Source organism: Shewanella sp. SM21 (genome assembly GCF_025654335.1).
In the GTDB taxonomy this organism is placed as follows: Bacteria; Pseudomonadota; Gammaproteobacteria; order Enterobacterales; family Shewanellaceae; genus Shewanella; species Shewanella oncorhynchi.
Map to the genome: position 1 here is coordinate 178980 of NZ_JAKKRL010000007.1, position 18311 is coordinate 197290.

At 44.6% G+C, this 18311-nt stretch carries 17 protein-coding genes; 6 read left to right on the plus strand and 11 right to left on the minus strand.

The genetic code is table 11. The features are described 5' to 3' along the window. Nucleotides 1–92 precede the first annotated feature (92 nt). From L5L94_RS11265 to L5L94_RS11275, 3 genes are all read right to left on the minus strand, one after another. Complete coding sequence (locus tag L5L94_RS11265) at nt 93–707, minus strand: hypothetical protein (RefSeq protein ID WP_131524344.1); 615 nt, start codon at nt 705–707, stop codon at nt 93–95. 139 nt (nt 708–846) lie between these two features. Further along, nucleotides 847–1134, minus strand: coding sequence for a tyrosine-type recombinase/integrase (locus L5L94_RS11270; RefSeq protein ID WP_263163308.1), 288 nt, complete (start codon nt 1132–1134; stop codon nt 847–849). 555 nt (nt 1135–1689) lie between these two features. Next, nucleotides 1690–2055 carry an Arm DNA-binding domain-containing protein gene (locus tag L5L94_RS11275; RefSeq protein ID WP_263163189.1) on the minus strand — a complete coding sequence of 122 codons (366 nt, stop codon included), beginning with the start codon at nt 2053–2055 and terminating at the stop codon, nt 1690–1692. Between the two features lie 176 nt (nt 2056–2231). On the opposite strand from L5L94_RS11275, the gene sbcB reads away from it, so the two are divergent. Both sbcB and cdd read left to right on the plus strand, forming a co-directional pair. Beyond that, entirely contained in the window at nt 2232–3650 is a 1419-nt protein-coding gene (sbcB, locus tag L5L94_RS11280) for an exodeoxyribonuclease I (RefSeq protein WP_263163192.1), read from the plus strand. Nucleotides 3651–3861: 211 nt separating this feature from the next. Then, nucleotides 3862–4752: a cytidine deaminase gene (cdd, locus tag L5L94_RS11285; protein ID WP_105252885.1), complete on the plus strand. Its 891-nt coding sequence runs from the start codon at nt 3862–3864 to the stop codon at nt 4750–4752. Between the two features lie 127 nt (nt 4753–4879). Here cdd and L5L94_RS11290 read toward each other — a convergent pair whose 3' ends face one another. The 3 genes from L5L94_RS11290 to L5L94_RS11300 form a co-directional block, all read right to left on the minus strand. Continuing rightward, a complete protein-coding gene (locus tag L5L94_RS11290) occupies nt 4880–5113 on the minus strand; it encodes a DUF1289 domain-containing protein (RefSeq protein ID WP_263163194.1) in 234 nt (77 codons plus the stop codon). After that, entirely contained in the window at nt 5088–5438 is a 351-nt protein-coding gene (locus L5L94_RS11295) for a VOC family protein (protein ID WP_105252887.1), read from the minus strand. Before L5L94_RS11295 ends, L5L94_RS11290 begins: the two co-directional genes overlap by 26 nt. A 102-nt stretch (nt 5439–5540) precedes the next feature. Continuing rightward, on the minus strand, nt 5541–6245 hold the full coding sequence (locus L5L94_RS11300) for a DUF445 domain-containing protein (RefSeq protein WP_105253144.1): 705 nt from the start codon (nt 6243–6245) through the stop codon (nt 5541–5543). Between the two features lie 435 nt (nt 6246–6680). Between L5L94_RS11300 and L5L94_RS11305 the strand changes: the two genes are divergently transcribed. The 3 genes from L5L94_RS11305 (at nt 6681) to L5L94_RS11315 (ending at nt 11372) form a co-directional block, all read left to right on the plus strand. Further along, nucleotides 6681–7061, plus strand: a complete 381-nt coding sequence (locus L5L94_RS11305) for a VOC family protein (RefSeq protein ID WP_131524339.1) — start codon at nt 6681–6683, stop codon at nt 7059–7061. 255 nt (nt 7062–7316) lie between these two features. Next, nucleotides 7317–10712, plus strand: coding sequence for a DUF748 domain-containing protein (locus L5L94_RS11310; protein WP_263163196.1), 3396 nt, complete (start codon nt 7317–7319; stop codon nt 10710–10712). 303 nt (nt 10713–11015) lie between these two features. Continuing rightward, complete coding sequence (locus tag L5L94_RS11315) at nt 11016–11372, plus strand: glutathione S-transferase N-terminal domain-containing protein (RefSeq protein ID WP_263163199.1); 357 nt, start codon at nt 11016–11018, stop codon at nt 11370–11372. 148 nt (nt 11373–11520) lie between these two features. On the opposite strand, the gene L5L94_RS11320 is transcribed toward L5L94_RS11315, so the two are convergent. Then, nucleotides 11521–12210 (minus strand): energy-coupling factor ABC transporter permease, encoded by a 690-nt coding sequence (locus tag L5L94_RS11320; protein ID WP_263163200.1) that lies wholly within the window; start codon nt 12208–12210, stop codon nt 11521–11523. A 132-nt stretch (nt 12211–12342) separates the two neighbouring features. On the opposite strand from L5L94_RS11320, the gene L5L94_RS11325 reads away from it, so the two are divergent. Continuing rightward, nucleotides 12343–12804, plus strand: coding sequence for a hypothetical protein (locus tag L5L94_RS11325; protein ID WP_028760398.1), 462 nt, complete (start codon nt 12343–12345; stop codon nt 12802–12804). Between the two features lie 137 nt (nt 12805–12941). Here the strand turns inward: L5L94_RS11325 and L5L94_RS11330 are convergent, their stop codons facing one another. The 4 genes from L5L94_RS11330 to L5L94_RS11345 are packed head-to-tail and all read right to left on the minus strand — an operon-like array spanning nt 12942 to nt 18287. Then, complete coding sequence (locus tag L5L94_RS11330) at nt 12942–13121, minus strand: Trm112 family protein (RefSeq protein ID WP_006081200.1); 180 nt, start codon at nt 13119–13121, stop codon at nt 12942–12944. 10 nt (nt 13122–13131) lie between these two features. Next, the gene (gene lpxK, locus L5L94_RS11335; protein WP_263163202.1) at nt 13132–14127 is read right to left on the minus strand and encodes a tetraacyldisaccharide 4'-kinase; all 996 of its coding nucleotides are present in this window, start codon (nt 14125–14127) and stop codon (nt 13132–13134) included. Next, nucleotides 14128–15936, minus strand: a complete 1809-nt coding sequence (msbA, locus tag L5L94_RS11340) for a lipid A export permease/ATP-binding protein MsbA (RefSeq protein WP_105252892.1) — start codon at nt 15934–15936, stop codon at nt 14128–14130. It lies immediately after the preceding gene. Nucleotides 15937–15968: 32 nt separating this feature from the next. Further along, entirely contained in the window at nt 15969–18287 is a 2319-nt protein-coding gene (locus L5L94_RS11345; RefSeq protein WP_263163204.1) for a DNA internalization-related competence protein ComEC/Rec2, read from the minus strand. Between the last annotated feature and the right edge of the window lie 24 nt (nt 18288–18311).

Below are 18311 nucleotides of genomic sequence, written 5' to 3' on the forward strand. Positions count from 1 at the left end.
TTAACAAAGGCTCACTTCGCTGGATGTTCAACAACAATCGCGTTAGTGGCAATAGTGAACTGATTGAATCATTCATGCGATATTTTGATGTTTTACCGCCCCACTTTATCGGGCGGCAGCCGAGACATTATGTATTCTAAACCTGCTTGATAGCCTGCGGTTTCTGTTGTGTCACCATTTTTGGCGACTAAATAAGTGGCTTTAAACATCATCAACTTACAGACGGTTAGATAATAAAAATCATCGTCTTGCTTGAAAGCACAAAACTTTTTCCACGGTATGGTGATGGATTTACCGCTAGGGGGCACAAACGTTAGCCTCGAGGCTGTGGCGGTCACTGTGTGGCGCCCTTCTAGGCTCGCAAGGCTCTGTAAAGTTGTGTTTTCAATCGTTCGATCCAGAGTGGTTATCTTGCCTGCAAATTTGTTAGCTTGATTTTCGGCGATGTTTTTTAATACAAATTTCCACACAAGAAGGTAAGTGATAGCGCAAATTGCGATTGCGATATATGTCTCTGGGGAGTGAATTTCTACGAAAAAATAAAACAGTAGTAACGGGGATAATAACGGGATCCATAGGAGTAATGCACGAACGATAAGGGCATACAACCACTTAGCTAAACGAGTATTCTTTGCAATGCTTGCTGAATTGATTCTTTCCGCGATTGTGATTAACTGTTCCCGCGTGATTAAAAATTTTAGTTCCATAAAGTCCTTTTTTAACAACAACCTGAGTTCTAATACACCTCATTATAAAGGAGTGTTACTGCGGCTTGGCAACACAACTGACTTACTAAATAAATAAATAAATAAATAAGCCATTTTCAATAGTCAACGGCAAGCATGCCTATGCCCTTCTTTCTAACACGACTATTTTGCTATCACCCAGAGCTGCCAATTTCAGCTTATTTGTCCACTGTTCATAGGCCGCGGCTTGATCATCTAACCAATCGTGTTTGTTGTACACCGCCATCACCCCGCCTAGTAGATGGCCTAGCATCTTCTCTGTGACATGGGGCAACACCCCAGCTTCTGACATTCTGGTCGATAATGTGCGTCTAAAATCGTGAATACGCCAGTCAGGGATTTCTAGTCTTAGTTTGATCTCGCGGACCAGCTTATTTACTGAAGCGATGTTGCCCGGGCGCTTAAGATCGTTTGCAGCGGGAAAACTCCATGGCGAGTGATAGAGGTTTCACTGTTCTTGCAATATGTCGAATAAGGCGGGACTGATTGGCCTCCGGATTGACAAATTAGTTTTGCTATTATTTATCGGGAAGGTCCAGACCATCGACTCAAGGTCAAAATCAGCCCGTTTGGATTTTAATATTTCTGATATATGCCCCCGTAAGTAAACATGCCTTGATAGCATTGGTTACTGCTTTGGTCGCGCGGCATTTATCAAGCTCACGGATGATTTTGCCACACTCTAGAATGGTGAGTACTCGCGAACCGACTTTGGGCGCGGAGCCCACATCACTGACTCGTAATTGAAGAACATCAACAAGCGATATCATTTGTCGGCGAACGGACCAGCTAAGTACCGTCTTTAACTGTTTGAGTATCTCACCTGCGGTGACTCGACTATGAATTGCCTTTTTATCGAAAAATCTATCCACTCGCCGAGTGTGATACTTTCGACTTTGCGATCAGCAAAAGCATCATAGAGATGTGCTCTAAAGCAGGATTGCTACGTAGCAACAATGCTCGGCTTAAGTGCTGCACTTCGCGCCGATAAAAATTGTTCACAGCAATCCCTCAGTGTTGTCTGGCCTGCAAATGTGTTGCGCTGTTTCCAAAACACACGTGGATCTATATTATTTGCCACAGAGTTCCGTAATTCAGGGATCAGTTTCCGTGCGTCAGCTAGTTTCAAATCAGGATAGCGACCAAGGGTTAAGCGTCCAGGTTGATTATCAATCCTAAATCGATACTGCCATGTTATAGTCCCTGCAGGGGTAATACGAACGCTTAAGCCGTCGCGGTCTGCAAGCTCTGGTTTCTCTAAATATGGTTTGCCGTTTATTGCACGTAACCAATTGTCAGATAAAGACATTTTAATTACCCTGTGTACATGTGATTTTAGCTAATCTGACGCAGAACTCAATATATACAGATTATGTACTCACATCGAAGAGCTGCATACTAAATTGATGTGAATGACAACGAATCCAATTAAAGCAATTTAACTAATGATAACATGAAGTTACATGCTTTAGAGAACGAAAATAAATGAAAATGAAAGACGATAAAGCAGGGTCGATTTTTTGGCACGACTACGAAACATTTGGAGCGAACCCAGCGAAAGACAGACCCTCGCAATTTGCTGGTATTCGCACGGATTTAGATCTCAATATCATCGGCGAGCCTGAGACATTCTATTGTAAGCAAGCCACTGATTATTTGCCGTCTCCGGAAGCAATATTAATCACAGGGATCACTCCACAGTTAGCTAATTTAAAAGGCATCCCTGAAACTGAGTTTATGGGACGAATTCAAGCGCTATTTAGCCAACCAAACACTTGTGTTGCAGGTTATAACTCACTGCGTTTTGACGATGAAGTGACCCGTTATGGCTTTTATCGGAACTTTATCGATCCCTATGCCCGTGAATGGCAAAATGGCAACTCTCGTTGGGATATCATTGATTTAGTGCGCGCTTGTTATGCATTTAGGCCCGAAGGTATTAACTGGCCGACAAAGGAAGATGGCTCTCCGAGTTTTAAGCTAGAACATCTTACCCAAGCGAATGGTTTAAGCCATGAGAAAGCCCATGATGCTATGTCTGATGTGTATGCGACCATCGCTATGGCAAAACTCATTCGCGAGAAACAGCCTAAGTTATATCAGTACTATTTTGACCTGCGCCGTAAGCAAGCGGTTAGCGATCAAATCGATGTGCTCAATATGCAGCCTTTGGTTCACGTGAGCTCTAAAATTAGTGCGCGCAATGGTTGTGCAACGTTGATCTCACCCGTAGCGCACCATCCTACTAACAAAAATGCCGTTATTTGCGTTAATTTAGCCATGGATTTAACGCCGCTATTCGAGCTAGATGTCGAGCAAATTAAAACGCGCATGTATACGTCAAGGGCTGATCTTGCCGAAGATGAATTACCTATCGCAGTAAAACAAATTCATCTTAATAAGTGCCCTTTTATCACCTCGGCAAAAATCCTCAGTGATGAGCATGCCGCTCGTTTAGGCATAGATAAAGAATTTGCCAGAGAGCAGTATAAACGCCTAAAACGTCACCCAGAATTACGCGAAAAACTGGCGCTATTATTTGAGCACGATGACAGCAGAGTAACCACAGATCCCGATTTGATGCTGTATTCTGGTGGGTTCTTTAGCCAAGCTGATAAAGCGAAAATGGAAATCATCCGTCATACCCTACCGCAAAATCTAGCGGCGTTAGATTTGCAGTTTGATGATCCACGTATTCCTGAGATGTTGTTTCGTTACCGCGCCCGTAATTACCCTGAACTACTCGATGATACAGAGTCGCAGCGCTGGCGTGAATTCTGTCGAAGTCGCTTAGCCGATCAAGACTACGTACTTAAATTAGAAAATTTGCTACAAGAAACACAAGCGGATGAGACTAAGCAAAAGCTACTTGCTGCCCTTTGTCATTATTTGCGTGAACTTTAAGTTGTGTAAATTCAAGCTTAAGTCTTTTGTTTTATAGTCTTAAGCTTATTTGTGTGCACCAATAGACTCACTCTATTCGTGAGTAACATAAGTTTATCACTCTCGATAGCACTGACATTGACAGCGTATAAACGCGAGCTAACTCGCATTTATGCTGTAACAAAATTACTAGAATGTTCTTCCATGAACTTAACAAATAAGGAATAGGGAAATGCAAGATAGATTCATTCGTAGCATAACCCAACTGCCAACGCCGTTAGCCGATGCACTTATCCCAATGTTGCACCAGAATTTTGCTGGACACATTGATGCGCAGCAACTTGCTACGCTAACAAGTGCAAGCAAAATGACCGAAGCAGAAGTGTTATTAGCATTACTGCCGATAGCAGCGGCATTGGCCAAACCGCCTATCAGTGAGTTTTATGTCGGCGCGATAGCCAAAGGTAAAAGTGGCGATATCTACATGGGTGCCAACTTAGAATTACCCGGTGAAGCGTTATTTCATTCTGTCCATGCAGAACAAAGCGCTATCAGCCACGCATGGCTCAGTGGTGAAAGCCAAATTGTTGATATCATAGTTAATGCCAGTCCTTGCGGTCATTGTCGTCAGTTTATGAATGAACTGGTTGAAGGGAGCAAGATCTGCATTCATCTACCCGCACAGGAAAGCCATCCTCTGGCCTATTATTTACCCTATGCTTTTGGGCCAAAAGACTTAAATGTCACTTCGCCCTTAATGGCCAAGCAACAAACTGAATTTGCACTAGACAGTGCCGATCCTATGATCATAGAAGGCTTAGATCATGCAGGTTTAAGCTATGCACCTTACACCCAAAGTTTTGCCGCTGTGGTATTAGAAACCCATGATGGCGCAACCTATTGTGGTCGCTACGCAGAAAATGCGGCATTCAATCCTTCTATGCTGCCCATGCAGATGGCATTATCAAATCTGGCGCGCCACAATCGTGAATTTAGCGATATCAGCCGTGCGGTTTTAATTGAGTCATCTCAAGGAAAAATCAGCTTAGTTGGCGCGACTATGGATGCGCTCCATACCGTTGCCGCCATCGAACTTGAGCACATAGTGGTAGATCCAGTGTAACGTCTGCTTCAAGATGCCAAGGTGCTTCAAAATGCCAACGGCGAAATACGTTAATGCGTATTTCGCCGTTGGATTATTCAATTAACATTTCAAAATCAATCTATAACGCGCTAATGCTGACGACTAATCATGCTCCATTCTGTCTTCTACTAACCACGTCATTGAACTTAACCAGATACTCCCCCTTACGCTCCTCCATCCTAATAAAACAAGCTTGCCGCTCCACTTCCGACATAACGCGCCACGCTAAAATTTCATCAAGATGCCTGAAACAACCTAAACAAATATCTTGCTGATCTAAACAACAATTTCGAATACAAGGAGTGACAGTAGGATCATTCTGACCAGACGGCATATTCATTGCCACAAGGTTCAACAAAATGGAATCGACGGCCTCCCGGAAAACTAAAGATGTCAGCTGTGATAATGCCACCAGCTGTTACGACAGCCGTCAGAGTCAATTCTAAGTTCTGGCTGTAGATCACAATCAGCGGGCAACCTTTTGCGAGGGTGAAATTCACGTCGGCTTGATAGAATCCCCCAGTAATGCCGACATCCATAAAGCAACTGTATTCAGGGCCATAATCGACATAGGTCCATCCAAAAACTTGGCTAAAAAAAGCCTTAGAACTCGCAATGTCGCGACTTGGGATTTCCAAATAATTGATACTGTGGTGACGGTTCATAGACTTCCTTGCTATTTAATCAGGACACAAAATGATGAACATAAAATGCGTAAGTAAAAATGGGAGCCAAAGCTCCCATTCTATTCGCGGCTTTAACTCAGGTTAACCTTGGATTAAGGCTGCGGCAAGTCCAATCAGACCGCCAAACACGCCGCCCCAAATCACTAACCAACCTAAGTGCGTTTGGATCATGTCCTGAACGATTTGTTTCACCATTTGCGGTGTTAACTCGTTTAATCTTTGCTCCACTATGTTAGCAATTTTAGTTTGCAGATCGGCCATCACATTTGGCTGTTCAATTTCTTGTTTCAGCAACTCGTGAAATGCATCGCTTTGTGCCATTTCAACTAAAGAAGCTTTCATCTTTACAATAAACGGCTCTTTTAACGGCAATAAGGCATCTGTGCCACCAAACATAGACAACATGCCGCCAAAGGAAGATTGGGCGACTGTGCTAATTAACGCATCAAAAGAAGGCGCTAAATCAACCTTTTCAATCACTGGGGCCAAGTCTATTTTACTCAGCCCTTCTTTTTCAGACAGGAATCGGTCGATATTTTCAGTGGTAAAAAACTGTTTCATCATCAAATGAGCAATACCCGCCTTAAACTCTTCAAAACGAGAAGGCACGACTCCCGAACCATAGAGTCCGGGGACTTTCTCAAACAACATATAAACTGCAACCCAGTTGGTAATCGCACCCGATAAAGCAAATAATCCGACATTCAGGACAATTGCCGAATTCATCAGGTAACCCACAACGACCAAAGCTGCCGCCAATAAATTCGTCACTAAACTCTTATTCAATCTCATATCCCCTAATGTGGCATCGATAAGATGCAAAACTCGCCTATATTAACAAGTTAACGGGAGTCAGGTCTAACACTCAAACCACAGTAAACAAACCCGTTTTAAAATCTGTTTTCAGTGCTAAGTCTTGGCGCAAGGGGCAAGATGAAGCCCATCAACTAAGCCGCAGCGTCACTGAGCCACAAGAAGCTGATTAGCCAGCACCGAATAAAGTGAATCTCCTTGTAGAACATTAAGTTAATTTAATGTTTGCCGACCTAAAAAACGCAAAAATTTTAATTTGCCGCTTGTGAATTATCAACTTGCCTCAACTACACTCAATCAAGATAACGCACAAAAAATATGGCTCAGAATACAGCCGGCACTGAACACTGACAGTTAACCTCGGCTCAATACACAAAATTTACCCAAAATAGAATAAAGGATGCGCTTATGGAATCGGCTTTTAACACAGCAGGGGCGTTAAGTTGGCATGAATTGACAACCCATAATACCGAAGAAGCTATGCACTTCTATGCTGAGATTTTTGGTTGGCACTTTAAAACAGTCAAAATGCCCCACGGTAATTATCATATTATTGAAAATCAGGGCGTCAGTATTGGGGGGATCACCGATAGTTTGCTCCCAACGCTTCCCTCACATTGGACCGGCTACATTACCGTTAACGATGTCGATCAAGTCGCTATCAGCGCAAAAAAGCTTGGCGGGGATATTCTGTTTGGTCCTGAAGATATTCCCGAAGTAGGCCGTTTTTGTTGGATAAAAGATCCACAAGGCGCCATTATTGCAGCGATTAGTTATTTAAATCGCTGATCAAAAATAGCCTCCAATATAGCGAGTATTGACGACTCAAATCATTAGCCATAGGCTGAAACACATGTAGTTATCAATGTAGATGATAGGTTACCACTCAGGAACGTCTTAGATCAGAAGACGTTATTGTCTGTGTAATACCAAGATTTCATTGGTAAAAATATAAATAATTTCTGGAAACATTAGCATTATTCGCTAGAATGTCCGTACTTATGGAAGTTTTTCCCTGTCTTATGCATTGGAGCCTTGATATTAATGCTGACCCAGTTATCGCAATTCAGACACTCTTTTTTTGCCCTCCCAAGATACCTGCGAGTGATTATTTACCTCACAGCAGTCTACCTTAGCTATGTCTGCACATTAGGTTTAATCCTCCCCTATGCGATAACCACGCTGGCACCAGAAAAACTCTCAACTCTGCTCGCTCGTCCCGTCACCCTCGGTGATATACGCATTAACCCTTTTAATTTCAAAGTCGAAATCGACCAACTGGCCATTAAAGAAAAAGACGACAAACCTTTTGCTGGCATTGCACAAGTCCAATTCGAAATACACTTTTGGCGATCTGTTTTTAATCGCGCCGCCGTTATCGAAAACATACACATACAAGCGCCCTACGCACATATCATTCGCGGGGAAAAAAAAGGGAAAGCTGGATTCAACTTCGACGATATTCTGCAGACCTTGAACGAGCATTCATCCACCGATACAGAAACGACACCCGCTGAAGCCAGCTCACCCGTTCGTGTCCTGCTCAGCCAATTTGTGTTGGATGCAGGACAATTTAACTTCGATGACAAAATTACCCACGCTCAAGTGAACTACCCCAATATCAATCTAAAACTCAGTTACCTTGATACTGAATATTTGATGGCGGCATCATCGGCATCGATAACACCAGCCATAAAAGTAAACAAAGTTGATAATACAACACCAAACGCCCAATCAACGTCTGACTCACCCATTGTGCCTATCAAGCACAATCACTATGCGATACAACTCAGTGATGATCATACTGGTGAAATCAGTTTGCAGGGGCAATTCCAATTGTTCCCGCTAAAAGTTGCGGGTGACATCCAAGTCGCCAAACTGAAACTGACACCACTATGGCGATTTATCGACGATCAATTTAATCCCGTCCTCACGGATGGCGAGCTCAGTATTAAAACTCAATATCAAGTGGATCTTGCCGAGAATGGCGAGTTACAAGTCATCAGCAACAATGGCCAGTTTATTGTTGAAAAACTTAACCTTAACGACAAAGATCGCTCAGTGGTCAAGCTCCCCATGTTTGCCCTCGACGGCATTTCAGCCAACTTGAAGCAGCAGAAAGTGCATATCAACAAACTCCACAGCGATGGCCTAACAATGAGTGCCATTTTGAACCCAAACGGGCTCGATCTTGTTGGCTTATTCATGCCTAAATCGTTAAGTGCCTCCACAACGACTACGCAGCCGGTTGCTAAACCAATCGATGCTAAGCCAGCAGATGCTCAATCGCTTGAGCGCGTACAAGTTGCGCAAGAGGAAGAAAAACGTCAAATAGCAGAGACTGCCACTGGTCCAAGCGATAGCGCAAACAAAGCAACGGAAAGCGAATTAGCCGCAACTAACGAGAGTGATAAAACAGAACAAAAGACAGAAGCGACCGCAAATGTCACCACTGATGCCACTAAAGAAACCGCTGCAGAAGTCGCTTCTGAGGCAGATCCTCTGCTGCCAATCAAGCAAGCGCCTAAGACACCTTCAAAAGACACTTGGTTAGTGCAACTCGATGCGCTCAATATTGAAAACTATGACCTTAATCTATCGGAACAAAAGCTAACGGCAACACCGCAGCAATGGCGAGTGTATCCGCTTAATTTTTCAACTAAGGTCATCACGAGTACCTTAACCGCTCCTATTGAATATGAGCTACAACTCAGTCTCAATGATCAAGGTACTTTGAGCTCTCAAGGCCAAGTCGATGTGACGGGCGAAACCATAGATGCCAATATCCAACTCGATAAGCTTGCATTAACCCAATTTCAGCCCTACTTAGCGCCCTACGTGAATATCCAGCTCAAGAGCGGTCTATTAAGCTCAGCAGGCAAGCTGACCGCCGATGCTAAAGGCAAAGCCATTTACGGTGGCAGTGTTGAGCTCGATGATTTAGCTATTCATGACAAATTGCGTAATGCTCCGCTGGTCAAATGGCAAAAGATGAATATCAATCAACTGGATTTTGACCAACAGAAAAATCAAATCAAAATTGATCACTTAGCCTTTAATCAACCCTACGCCAAAGTGGTGATAGCCAAAGATAGAACCACTAATATCAGCGATCTTATCGTTGAGGCTCCGGCTGCAAATAGCAAGACAACTAAAAACACAACCACAGCCAGTGCTAAGCAAACCGAGCTGCAAACGGCAAGCAAGACAACGCCTGAGTTAAGCCTCGATATTCAAAAAATTAGCTTTAGCCAAGGCTCGGCTTACTTTGCCGATAACTCACTGACTCCGAATTTTGCTTCGGGAATTGAGCTGCTTGAAGGCAATATCACTCACCTGTCGTCCACGCCAGGGACTAAGGCCTCGGTCGATATCAAAGGTAAGATAGACAAGTATGCGCCTGTAACTCTAAAAGGCGATATTAACCCTTTGCTAGATATGCCATATTTAGATCTCGACTTAGTCTTTAAGAGCGTTGAGTTAACCTCAGTCAATCCTTACTCAGGCACCTATGCGGGTTACTACATAGATAAAGGGCAGCTATCACTATCGCTGAACTATCAACTCGATAAGAACAAGCTCAAGGGCAGTAACCATCTGGTCATAGACCAACTGAAACTTGGTAAACCCAGTGACAGTGACCTTGCCACTAGCTTACCCATCACGCTCGCGATTGCCCTGCTGCAGGACCGTAACGGCGTGATTGATTTAGGCATGGAAGTCTCTGGCGATTTAGACTCACCTAGCTTTAGTGTCGGCAGCATCATAATGACGGCGATTACCAATGTAATCACTAAAGCCGTCACAGCGCCCTTCACTTTCTTAGCAGGACTCATAGGCTCTGACGAAACCTTAGATAAGATCAGCTTTGCCGCAGGCAAATTCAGCCTAAGTGAAGATGAGCAAAAAAGTTTAGACAAACTCGCTAGCGCCTTACTCGACAGACCTATGCTCAAGCTTAGCGTTGAAGGGGAAGTCGATGCCATCAATGACAGCCAAGCCATTGCTGAGCGCATCATGAAGCGTAAATTGGCTAAATTAGCCAATATCGAATTCAGTGCGTTACCTGATGATTTAAGTCCGAGCCAATTCCCGACCCAAGGGCCGCTTGCTGATGCGTTAGTAAAGCTTTATGAACAAGAAGTTAAAGCCGATCCTACCCAAATCAGAGACACTGTTATCGCAGAGGCCAAAGACGCGCAGCTTTCCGATGACGAAATCACCACCCGCTGGCATATCGCTTTATATAATCTGTCGGTAAAAGCGCAGAATGTTAACGATGGCATGTTGGGTAATTTGGCCCAAGAAAGAGCCAAAGCCGTTAAAGCTTACCTTGTGGACGTGAAAGAAATTGCTCCAGAGCGGATCTTCTTGCTCGAAAGCCGAGTGAGTTTAACCCAGAATGCAGCCCAAGTGAGCCTCACCATTGATGCTCAATAACTTAGCCAATTAACTTGCTTTTTATATAAAACTAAGCCCGCTAAAGTTCGACTTTAGCGGGCTTTTACCTTATGGCTAAGCGTCATAACCAATCAAAAAACCATTCTTCTACAATCAAATCATCTATCTGTTAATTCACTCTAAAATGTTGGCCGTGCTTGGTGCCATAGGTTACACTCTGCGGCCTTTATACAACTGAGATCACAGTTTTTAAACGACTGGGTCTCAGACTCGCCGCACGCTTTCTGTGGCGCCATGACGCACAAATGTTCTTCCACAAAAATTATCATTAAGGTCAATAACATGTTTATCATTCGCTGGATTTTAGGCAGGATTATTCTGTTTTTAAACTTCGTATTTAGCCCTAGGAAGCGCCAACGTCCACTGGCTGAGCAACAAAAAATTGATGCTCAAACTCAAGCATTAGCCCTGTATCAATATCCTGCATGCCCATTTTGTGTAAAAGTCCGCCGTGCAATGCGTCGCCAAGGACTCAACATAGTGACCCACGATGCTAAAAAAGCGCCGCATAAAGATGAACTCATCGCTCAAGGCGGCAAACAGCAAGTGCCTTGTCTGCGGATTGAAGAAAACGGTCAAGTACAGTGGTTATATGAATCAAAAGAAATCATTAACTACTTAGACCAACGCTTCGCCTAAATCACGGCGCAACGGTCAGCGCAAATATACAAATAAGTGCGTCCAATAACCTTTTCAATCGTCTGTTCAATGGGATCCTTACAAAGGGCTTTACGTTGGAATGACGAGGTTTCGGGCGCAGTTCTTTTATTGCGTTGTTTTATCGCATTTACTTACGCCACAAATATTCACGGTCAGAATAATCAAATAACCACTGGGGCTGATACACCACCAATAGCGTCACCACCATGCCATTAAGCAATGCCTCTGGGAATGCCAGCAAAGGGATGAGTATCAGGTAGTCGTCTACTAACACATTCCAATCGTAATCCGCTGCAGACCACAACCACATCGCCCAACTCAATTGATGAAACACAGTTGAGAGGCCCGCATTGATAAAACCACCGACGAAGATGAATACAAAAATATGTTTAGGAAATAAGTGGTAACTGCGACTATATAGGATAAAACACAGAAACAGCGGTGCAGCCATAGCGAACAAACTAAAAGCACCAAAATCAGCGGGCTGCTTTAATACAAAAAGACTAAAAAAAGCGCTAGGCAACAGCAACATTAGGGTCGCAAGACGCCAGCCGAACATCAGCATACAAGTGACAATTCCCAGAAAATGCAGATGTAACCCAGTTTGAATACTGGCATTTAACGACCACAGCGCATTGATCCCCACCAACGTCAGCAACAAACGTAATTGGAGATGTTTATCCCGCCGGAGCTGCACTAACTCTTCTTTTGGCCATATGGCGTAGAGCCATAACGCCAAGAACATAAGGCATATACCTTGAGTCAGGCCCATATCCCATTCGATTTGCGCCCATTTATTCGACCAAAACGCCCACATTACTCGCCCATCCTTAATCCATTACACCTATCGGCGCGTACTCACCCTATGAGAATGCCATAAATCCATGAACTTTAGGGCCATATTAAGGTATTCTTCTGTCAGTTAATAACCTAAGAGTTAAATTTGATTATGCCGTTTCGATATCTCAGCCTTGCCATCTTAAGTTGTTTCTCGCTCATCGCCTGCAGCAGTGCGCCAATTGACCCGAGTGAACTCGCCGGAAAATTACGGGATAAGTTGACGACAGATATTAAAAGCGATGGCCTTAAACTCTTCAGCTACAAAGCGCGTCTGGTCGATGAAAAGTCGACAATGAATGATACCGAGCGCCCTTTTCCACACGAGGCACGCATACGTAATATGCAAGATCCCCGTGAGCAACGTCGCGCGATGCAAGATCTACAGGACTCATTAGAAATTTGGGGGAGACAGGTTGATTTAGGTTTAATCAAAACCCTTGAAATGACGGGTTATTGCCGCGAAGGTTATATTGAATTAAGCCGAATTATCGAGCCCGGTCGAGGAGAAATCCGCGGTGAGTGCCAAGAGGGGGCAACCAATGCTGATAAACAAAAATTTATGAGCTATTAACTAAACTCAAAGTAATGAAGAAACATGCACAGTTGCTAATACAAAAAACTGAAATCGGCTAAAAATAGCTAAAACGATAATAAGCAGAATAAAAAGCAAGCATGCGCGTATGAGACAATACGCGCATTCACATCACACTAGACTGATTCGGTCAGTGGCACAGCACGATTTTCCAATAACACAGGGATACCTTCAGTGATCGGATAAGCAAGTTTATCTGCCTTACAAATCAACTGCTGCGTCGTTTTATCGTACTCAAGTTTTCCCTTACACACAGGGCAAGCCACTATATCTAACAATTTTTTATCGAATGCCATGGAAGTTTCCTTATTTAGCTGCAGCCACTTCACGAAGACGTGCGAGCAGCTGTTCATCAAATTGTGGGGATAGCTTGGCATCGACCGCCAAATACCACCAGTTTTCTTGTGCAAAATCGCGACATTTAACCGCATCTTTTTCTGTCATCAACAGTGGCAAGCCTTGGGCTAAATCACCTAACTGGGTTTTATCGTAGGCCTGATGGTCATCAAAACCATGGCAGAAGGCCAGTTGATAGCCTTGTGCGCGCAACGATTCAAAGAAGCGCGCTGGATTACCTATGCCCGCCATCGCAACGAGCGGCAGAGACTTATCGAAAGTATATTCACCAGACATCGCATCACATTTAACAGGCTTCACTGCCGTAGGTGTCAGTTGCATTTCGAACTGCCCTTTTGCCGCTGGGCCGCCATTACTGACAATAAAATCCACGGTATCGAGACGCCACGCGCCTTCACGCAATGGACCTGCTGGCAATAGCAAGCCATTGCCTAAACCGCGCTGACCATCAATTACCACCAGCTCAATATCGCGTGCCAGAGCATAATGCTGTAGGCCATCATCACAGATGATGACATCAACACCAAACTCAGCAATAAGCGCATTAGCCGCATCGACCCGTTTAGCGCCAACCACCATAGGCACTTGAGTACGCGCCACTATCATGGCAGGTTCATCACCCACCTCTGCCGCACTTGCACCTAAGCAAACCGATTTAACACCTTGAATATCAACACCGTAACCACGACTGATCACACCGGGGTGAAATCCATGTTGGCGCAGTAATTCAATCAGATAAATCACAGTTGGCGTCTTACCGCTGCCACCGACGGTAATATTACCGACGACGATGACAGGTACAGGCATTGCAGTTTGTGATTTCATCCCTAGGTGAAACAAAGCGCGGCGCACATAAGTGATAACCGCGAATAAGCCAGATAAAGGTAACAAGAGCCATCGCAGTGGATGGCCCTGATACCAGATTTTATTCACTAAGGCCTGCATCTAACTACCAAATTGCATTTGGTATAATTTGGCGTACATGCCATCTAATTCCAATAGTGATTGGTGTGTCCCGCGCTCGACGATACGCCCCTGATCGACTACTAAAATCTGATCGGCACTCTCGATGGTCGACAACCTGTGGGCGATCACTACAGATGTGCGGTTTTGTCTGAGGTTATCTAACCCTTTTTGAATGGCTTTTTCTGACTCAGTATCCAGTGCAGAGGTCGCTTCATCGAGGATCAACACGGGCGCATCACGTAGCATAGCGCGCGCAATCGCAATCCGCTGCCTTTGACCACCGGACAATAACACACCATTCTCACCCACTTGGGTATCAAGGCCTTGGGGCAGCTGATCAATAAACTCCATCGCATAGGCCAAGGTCGCAGCTTCAATGATCTGCTCACGAGTCGCCTCACCGGGATAGGCGTAGGCGATGTTGTTGGCAATCGTATCGTTGAATAAGGTCACCTGTTGCGATACCAGTGCCACTTGATTGCGCAGCGATTTTAGCGAGTAATCGTAGATGCTGACGTCATCAAGCAGAATATCGCCGGATTCAAGGCCGGTATAAAAACGGGTCACTAAACTCGCAATAGTCGACTTACCTGAGCCAGAACGTCCAACTAAGGCTAAGGTTTGCCCGGGTTTGACTTCAAAATCGACATTCTCAAGAGCACGACGATCTTGGCTGTCATAGGTAAAACACACATTATCAAAACGTAGATGACCCTTAGCACGCTCAACAGTATAAGTTCCCGTATCTGACTCAGGCAGCGTATCCAGTAATTCAAACACTGTGGTACAAGCCGCAATACCCCGTTGAAATTCGGCATTCACTCGGGTTAAGTTTTTGATTGGCTGTAACATGGCCATCATGGCACCAAGAATCGTCGCGAAAGTACCCGCGGTAAGATCGGCTTTCATGCTGTCTAAGCTTGCCGCATAAAGTACAAAGGCTAAGGCGAATGAACCAATAATCATGATCAGAGGCTGACTAATGGCTTGTGCCACAGCTAACTTCATATTTTGATGGCGGTTTTGATCGTTTACTTTAGCAAAACGGGTTGCTTCGGTTTCCTGTCCACCAAAGGCCAATACGTTTTTATGGCCTTTAATCATTTGCTCCGTAGTCGCACTCACCCCGCCCATGGCGGTTTGAATTTGCTTAGAGACCTTGCGGAAACGACGACTAACCACCGCAATGACCATGCCCATGATAGGACCAATCACAAGAATACAGAGGGATAGCTTCCAAGAGTTATAGAACATCAGCACCAGCATACCAAACACAGTCACACTATCGCGGACGATGGAAATCAAAGCACTTCCCGATGCTCGAGCGATTTGCTCAGTATCAAAAGTCACTTTTGAGATCAAGTTACCGGTATTTTCCTTATCCATATAACTGACAGGCAGGCTCAGATAATGCTCAAACACTTGCTGACGCATGTCCATGATCAAACGTGCACTCATATATGAAATGCCGTAAGTCGAAACAAAGTTAGCAAAGCCACGTAGGGAAAACATAACGATAACCACAAGCGGCGCCATCATAAGCACGTCGTTGTTTGCGTGAAAACCTTCACTGGTTGGCAATGCTATGCCGTTGGTCACCGCAGCAGGTGCGCCGCCGGAGAAACCCTTATCAATAAAGGGGCCGATGAAAGCGATAAAGGCGGCATCGACGAGACCATAAATAATTAATCCCGCAACTGAAAGCATAAACATGCCTTTCATCTGTTTTATATAGCCCAGTAATCGTTTGAAAACTGTCCACATTTCGTCTTTAGGAGATGTTGTCATTGATAACACTAAATTATGGCAAAGTAGGCATTCTACTCTGGATTAATCAAGTCACCAAATCTAAACAGAGAGTTGTACCAAAATGGCGCTAAATCACCACGATAGGTCTTAACCTCTCGCTCAGACTGCTGAAAAATCACACTAATCTGCCCTTCTATACCTGTAGTTAGGCCCATAATCTCCCGTTGCTGATACCGTTCAACCACTGTGGATTTTGGAAATCCCCAGCGATTAGCAAAACCAGCAGGAAACAAGACTAACTTGGGGGCAACAGCATCAATAAAGGCTTCAGTTGACGAGGTTTTACTGCCGTGGTGGGGCGCAACGAGCACTTCACTTTGTAACTCATACTCACCACTTAGGGCACGACTTAATAGCGAAGTTTCGATTTGCTTTTCGATATCCCCCGTAAGCAGTAGACTCTGCCAGTCATCATCAATGCGTATGACACAGGAACCGTTATTACCCGCTAACGCTTGAGGCGGAGAAAGCAAATTCAAGCTCAGCCCTTGCCATTGAATCTGCTTTGGACGGCAATCTTGGCCGCTAAAGCCAGCCACGTCTGTGATCACTAAAGCCTTAGGGTAAGCCTCAATCAAAACAGGGGCACCACCGGCATGATCGTTATCGCTATGGCTGATAACAATATAATCAATCTCTTGAATGCCTTTAGCTTTTAGGAAAGGTAATATCACCCGCTCCGCATAACTGAAGTCATCACCAAAGGCGGCACCAGTGTCGTAAACCAGCCCTCTACCATTCTTTTCAATAACCACAGCTAAACCTTGGCCTACATCCAGTAAATGCATAGCCCATCGATTATTTTGAACGGGTGACCACAGCGTAATACAGAAAAGCAAAGCGGGAATAAACAGTAAACTCAGCAGGCTTAACCAAGAAGTATAATTTTTATTTTTAGGCACATAGCGCCATAACACACCACCGATGAGCGCGGATAACCCCAAGGCTAATATCGTATCTGAAAGCGCTAACCAATGGGCTGGCAATTGCTGGCTTATGTCTAGCAACTGCGCATAGGGTGATAAACTCCAATCACTTAGGCGAAGCAGTCCTAACCAAGAGAACCCAAACGCAGTACCAACCCACCAGCATATAAATCCCGCCATAGCTAATGGGATAACAACAAAACTAAACCATGGCACAGCTAGGATATTCATCCACAAGCTGTGTAAACTCACACCACCAAAGAGTGCTCCTTGCAGTAATCCAAGCCCAAGGCTCAAGCGCCACTGGATGGCCCAAAATTGTAAAAGCCCCGCGCCTACACGCGTCCTTCGAGTCGACACAGCCGTAAACTCTTTGGGCTGGATGACTAAGGTATATAAAATCACCCCTAAAGCACAAAACGACAGCCAAAATCCCGCACTTAAACAAGCAAGCGGGTCGAGTAACAATACGACAAACAATGCAAACAGCAAGCGCTCCCACGCAGTAGAAAATCGCTTTAATAAACTCAGTAGCATTAACAGTAAAATCATCACGAGTGCACGCTGAGTCGATACACCAAAACCTGCAAGATAGGCATAAAATGCTGCGCCTATACCTGCCGCGACTAACGCAAAAGTCATATTACGTCGACTCTGATGTGACACAAAACGACTCAATCCAAACAAAAGGCAAGCGTATACCCATGCCGCGACAACGGAGAGGTGCAAACCGGAAATCGCCACTAAATGGCCAGTGCCAGTCTGCCTTAGTGCTTGCCAACGAGCTTGTGAGATCAAATGCTTATCCCCCAAAAGCAAGGCGAGTAAAATGTCACCTTGAGGTAAAGAGGCTAATTCAGGTGTCAATGCGCTTATGAGGTCATTACGCAATGAAGGCGAAACCGCAAGTAACTGCGCCTCAATCACTCGCCCTTTACCGACCACATGTTGACTGATTAATTGTTTTTGTTCGTTGTAGCCGCCTTGATTTAGCACGCTAGCAATGCTCTTAGGTGTCAAGGTAAACAGCCAAACCTGACCCACATCGACTTCTGGCGGATCTTTCCACGTGAGTCGCAATTTTGCGTTTGGTCCTAAGATTAAATTTGGTTTAATGAGCGATATATCCAAACTTAGCCAGTCGCTGTTTCGACTAACTAGTGATATGATTTCGCCCCTTACCTGTATAGGTTGTTGTAACACTGGCAAATCCTGCCTAGATAATCCTAAGCAAAAACCAGTTAGCCATGCTACCGCAAAGAGCCCACCTGCACAGACAGGGATTTTTCGGTGTAAGATTAACGCCCCAACAACAAGGTAGGGTATGTAACTGACTGGCGGCAGCGAAGGCCATAACATCGCTGATAATAAGATGGCACTAAAGCCAAACATGAATCGATTCATAGTGAATTAAGTTAAGACAGCAAT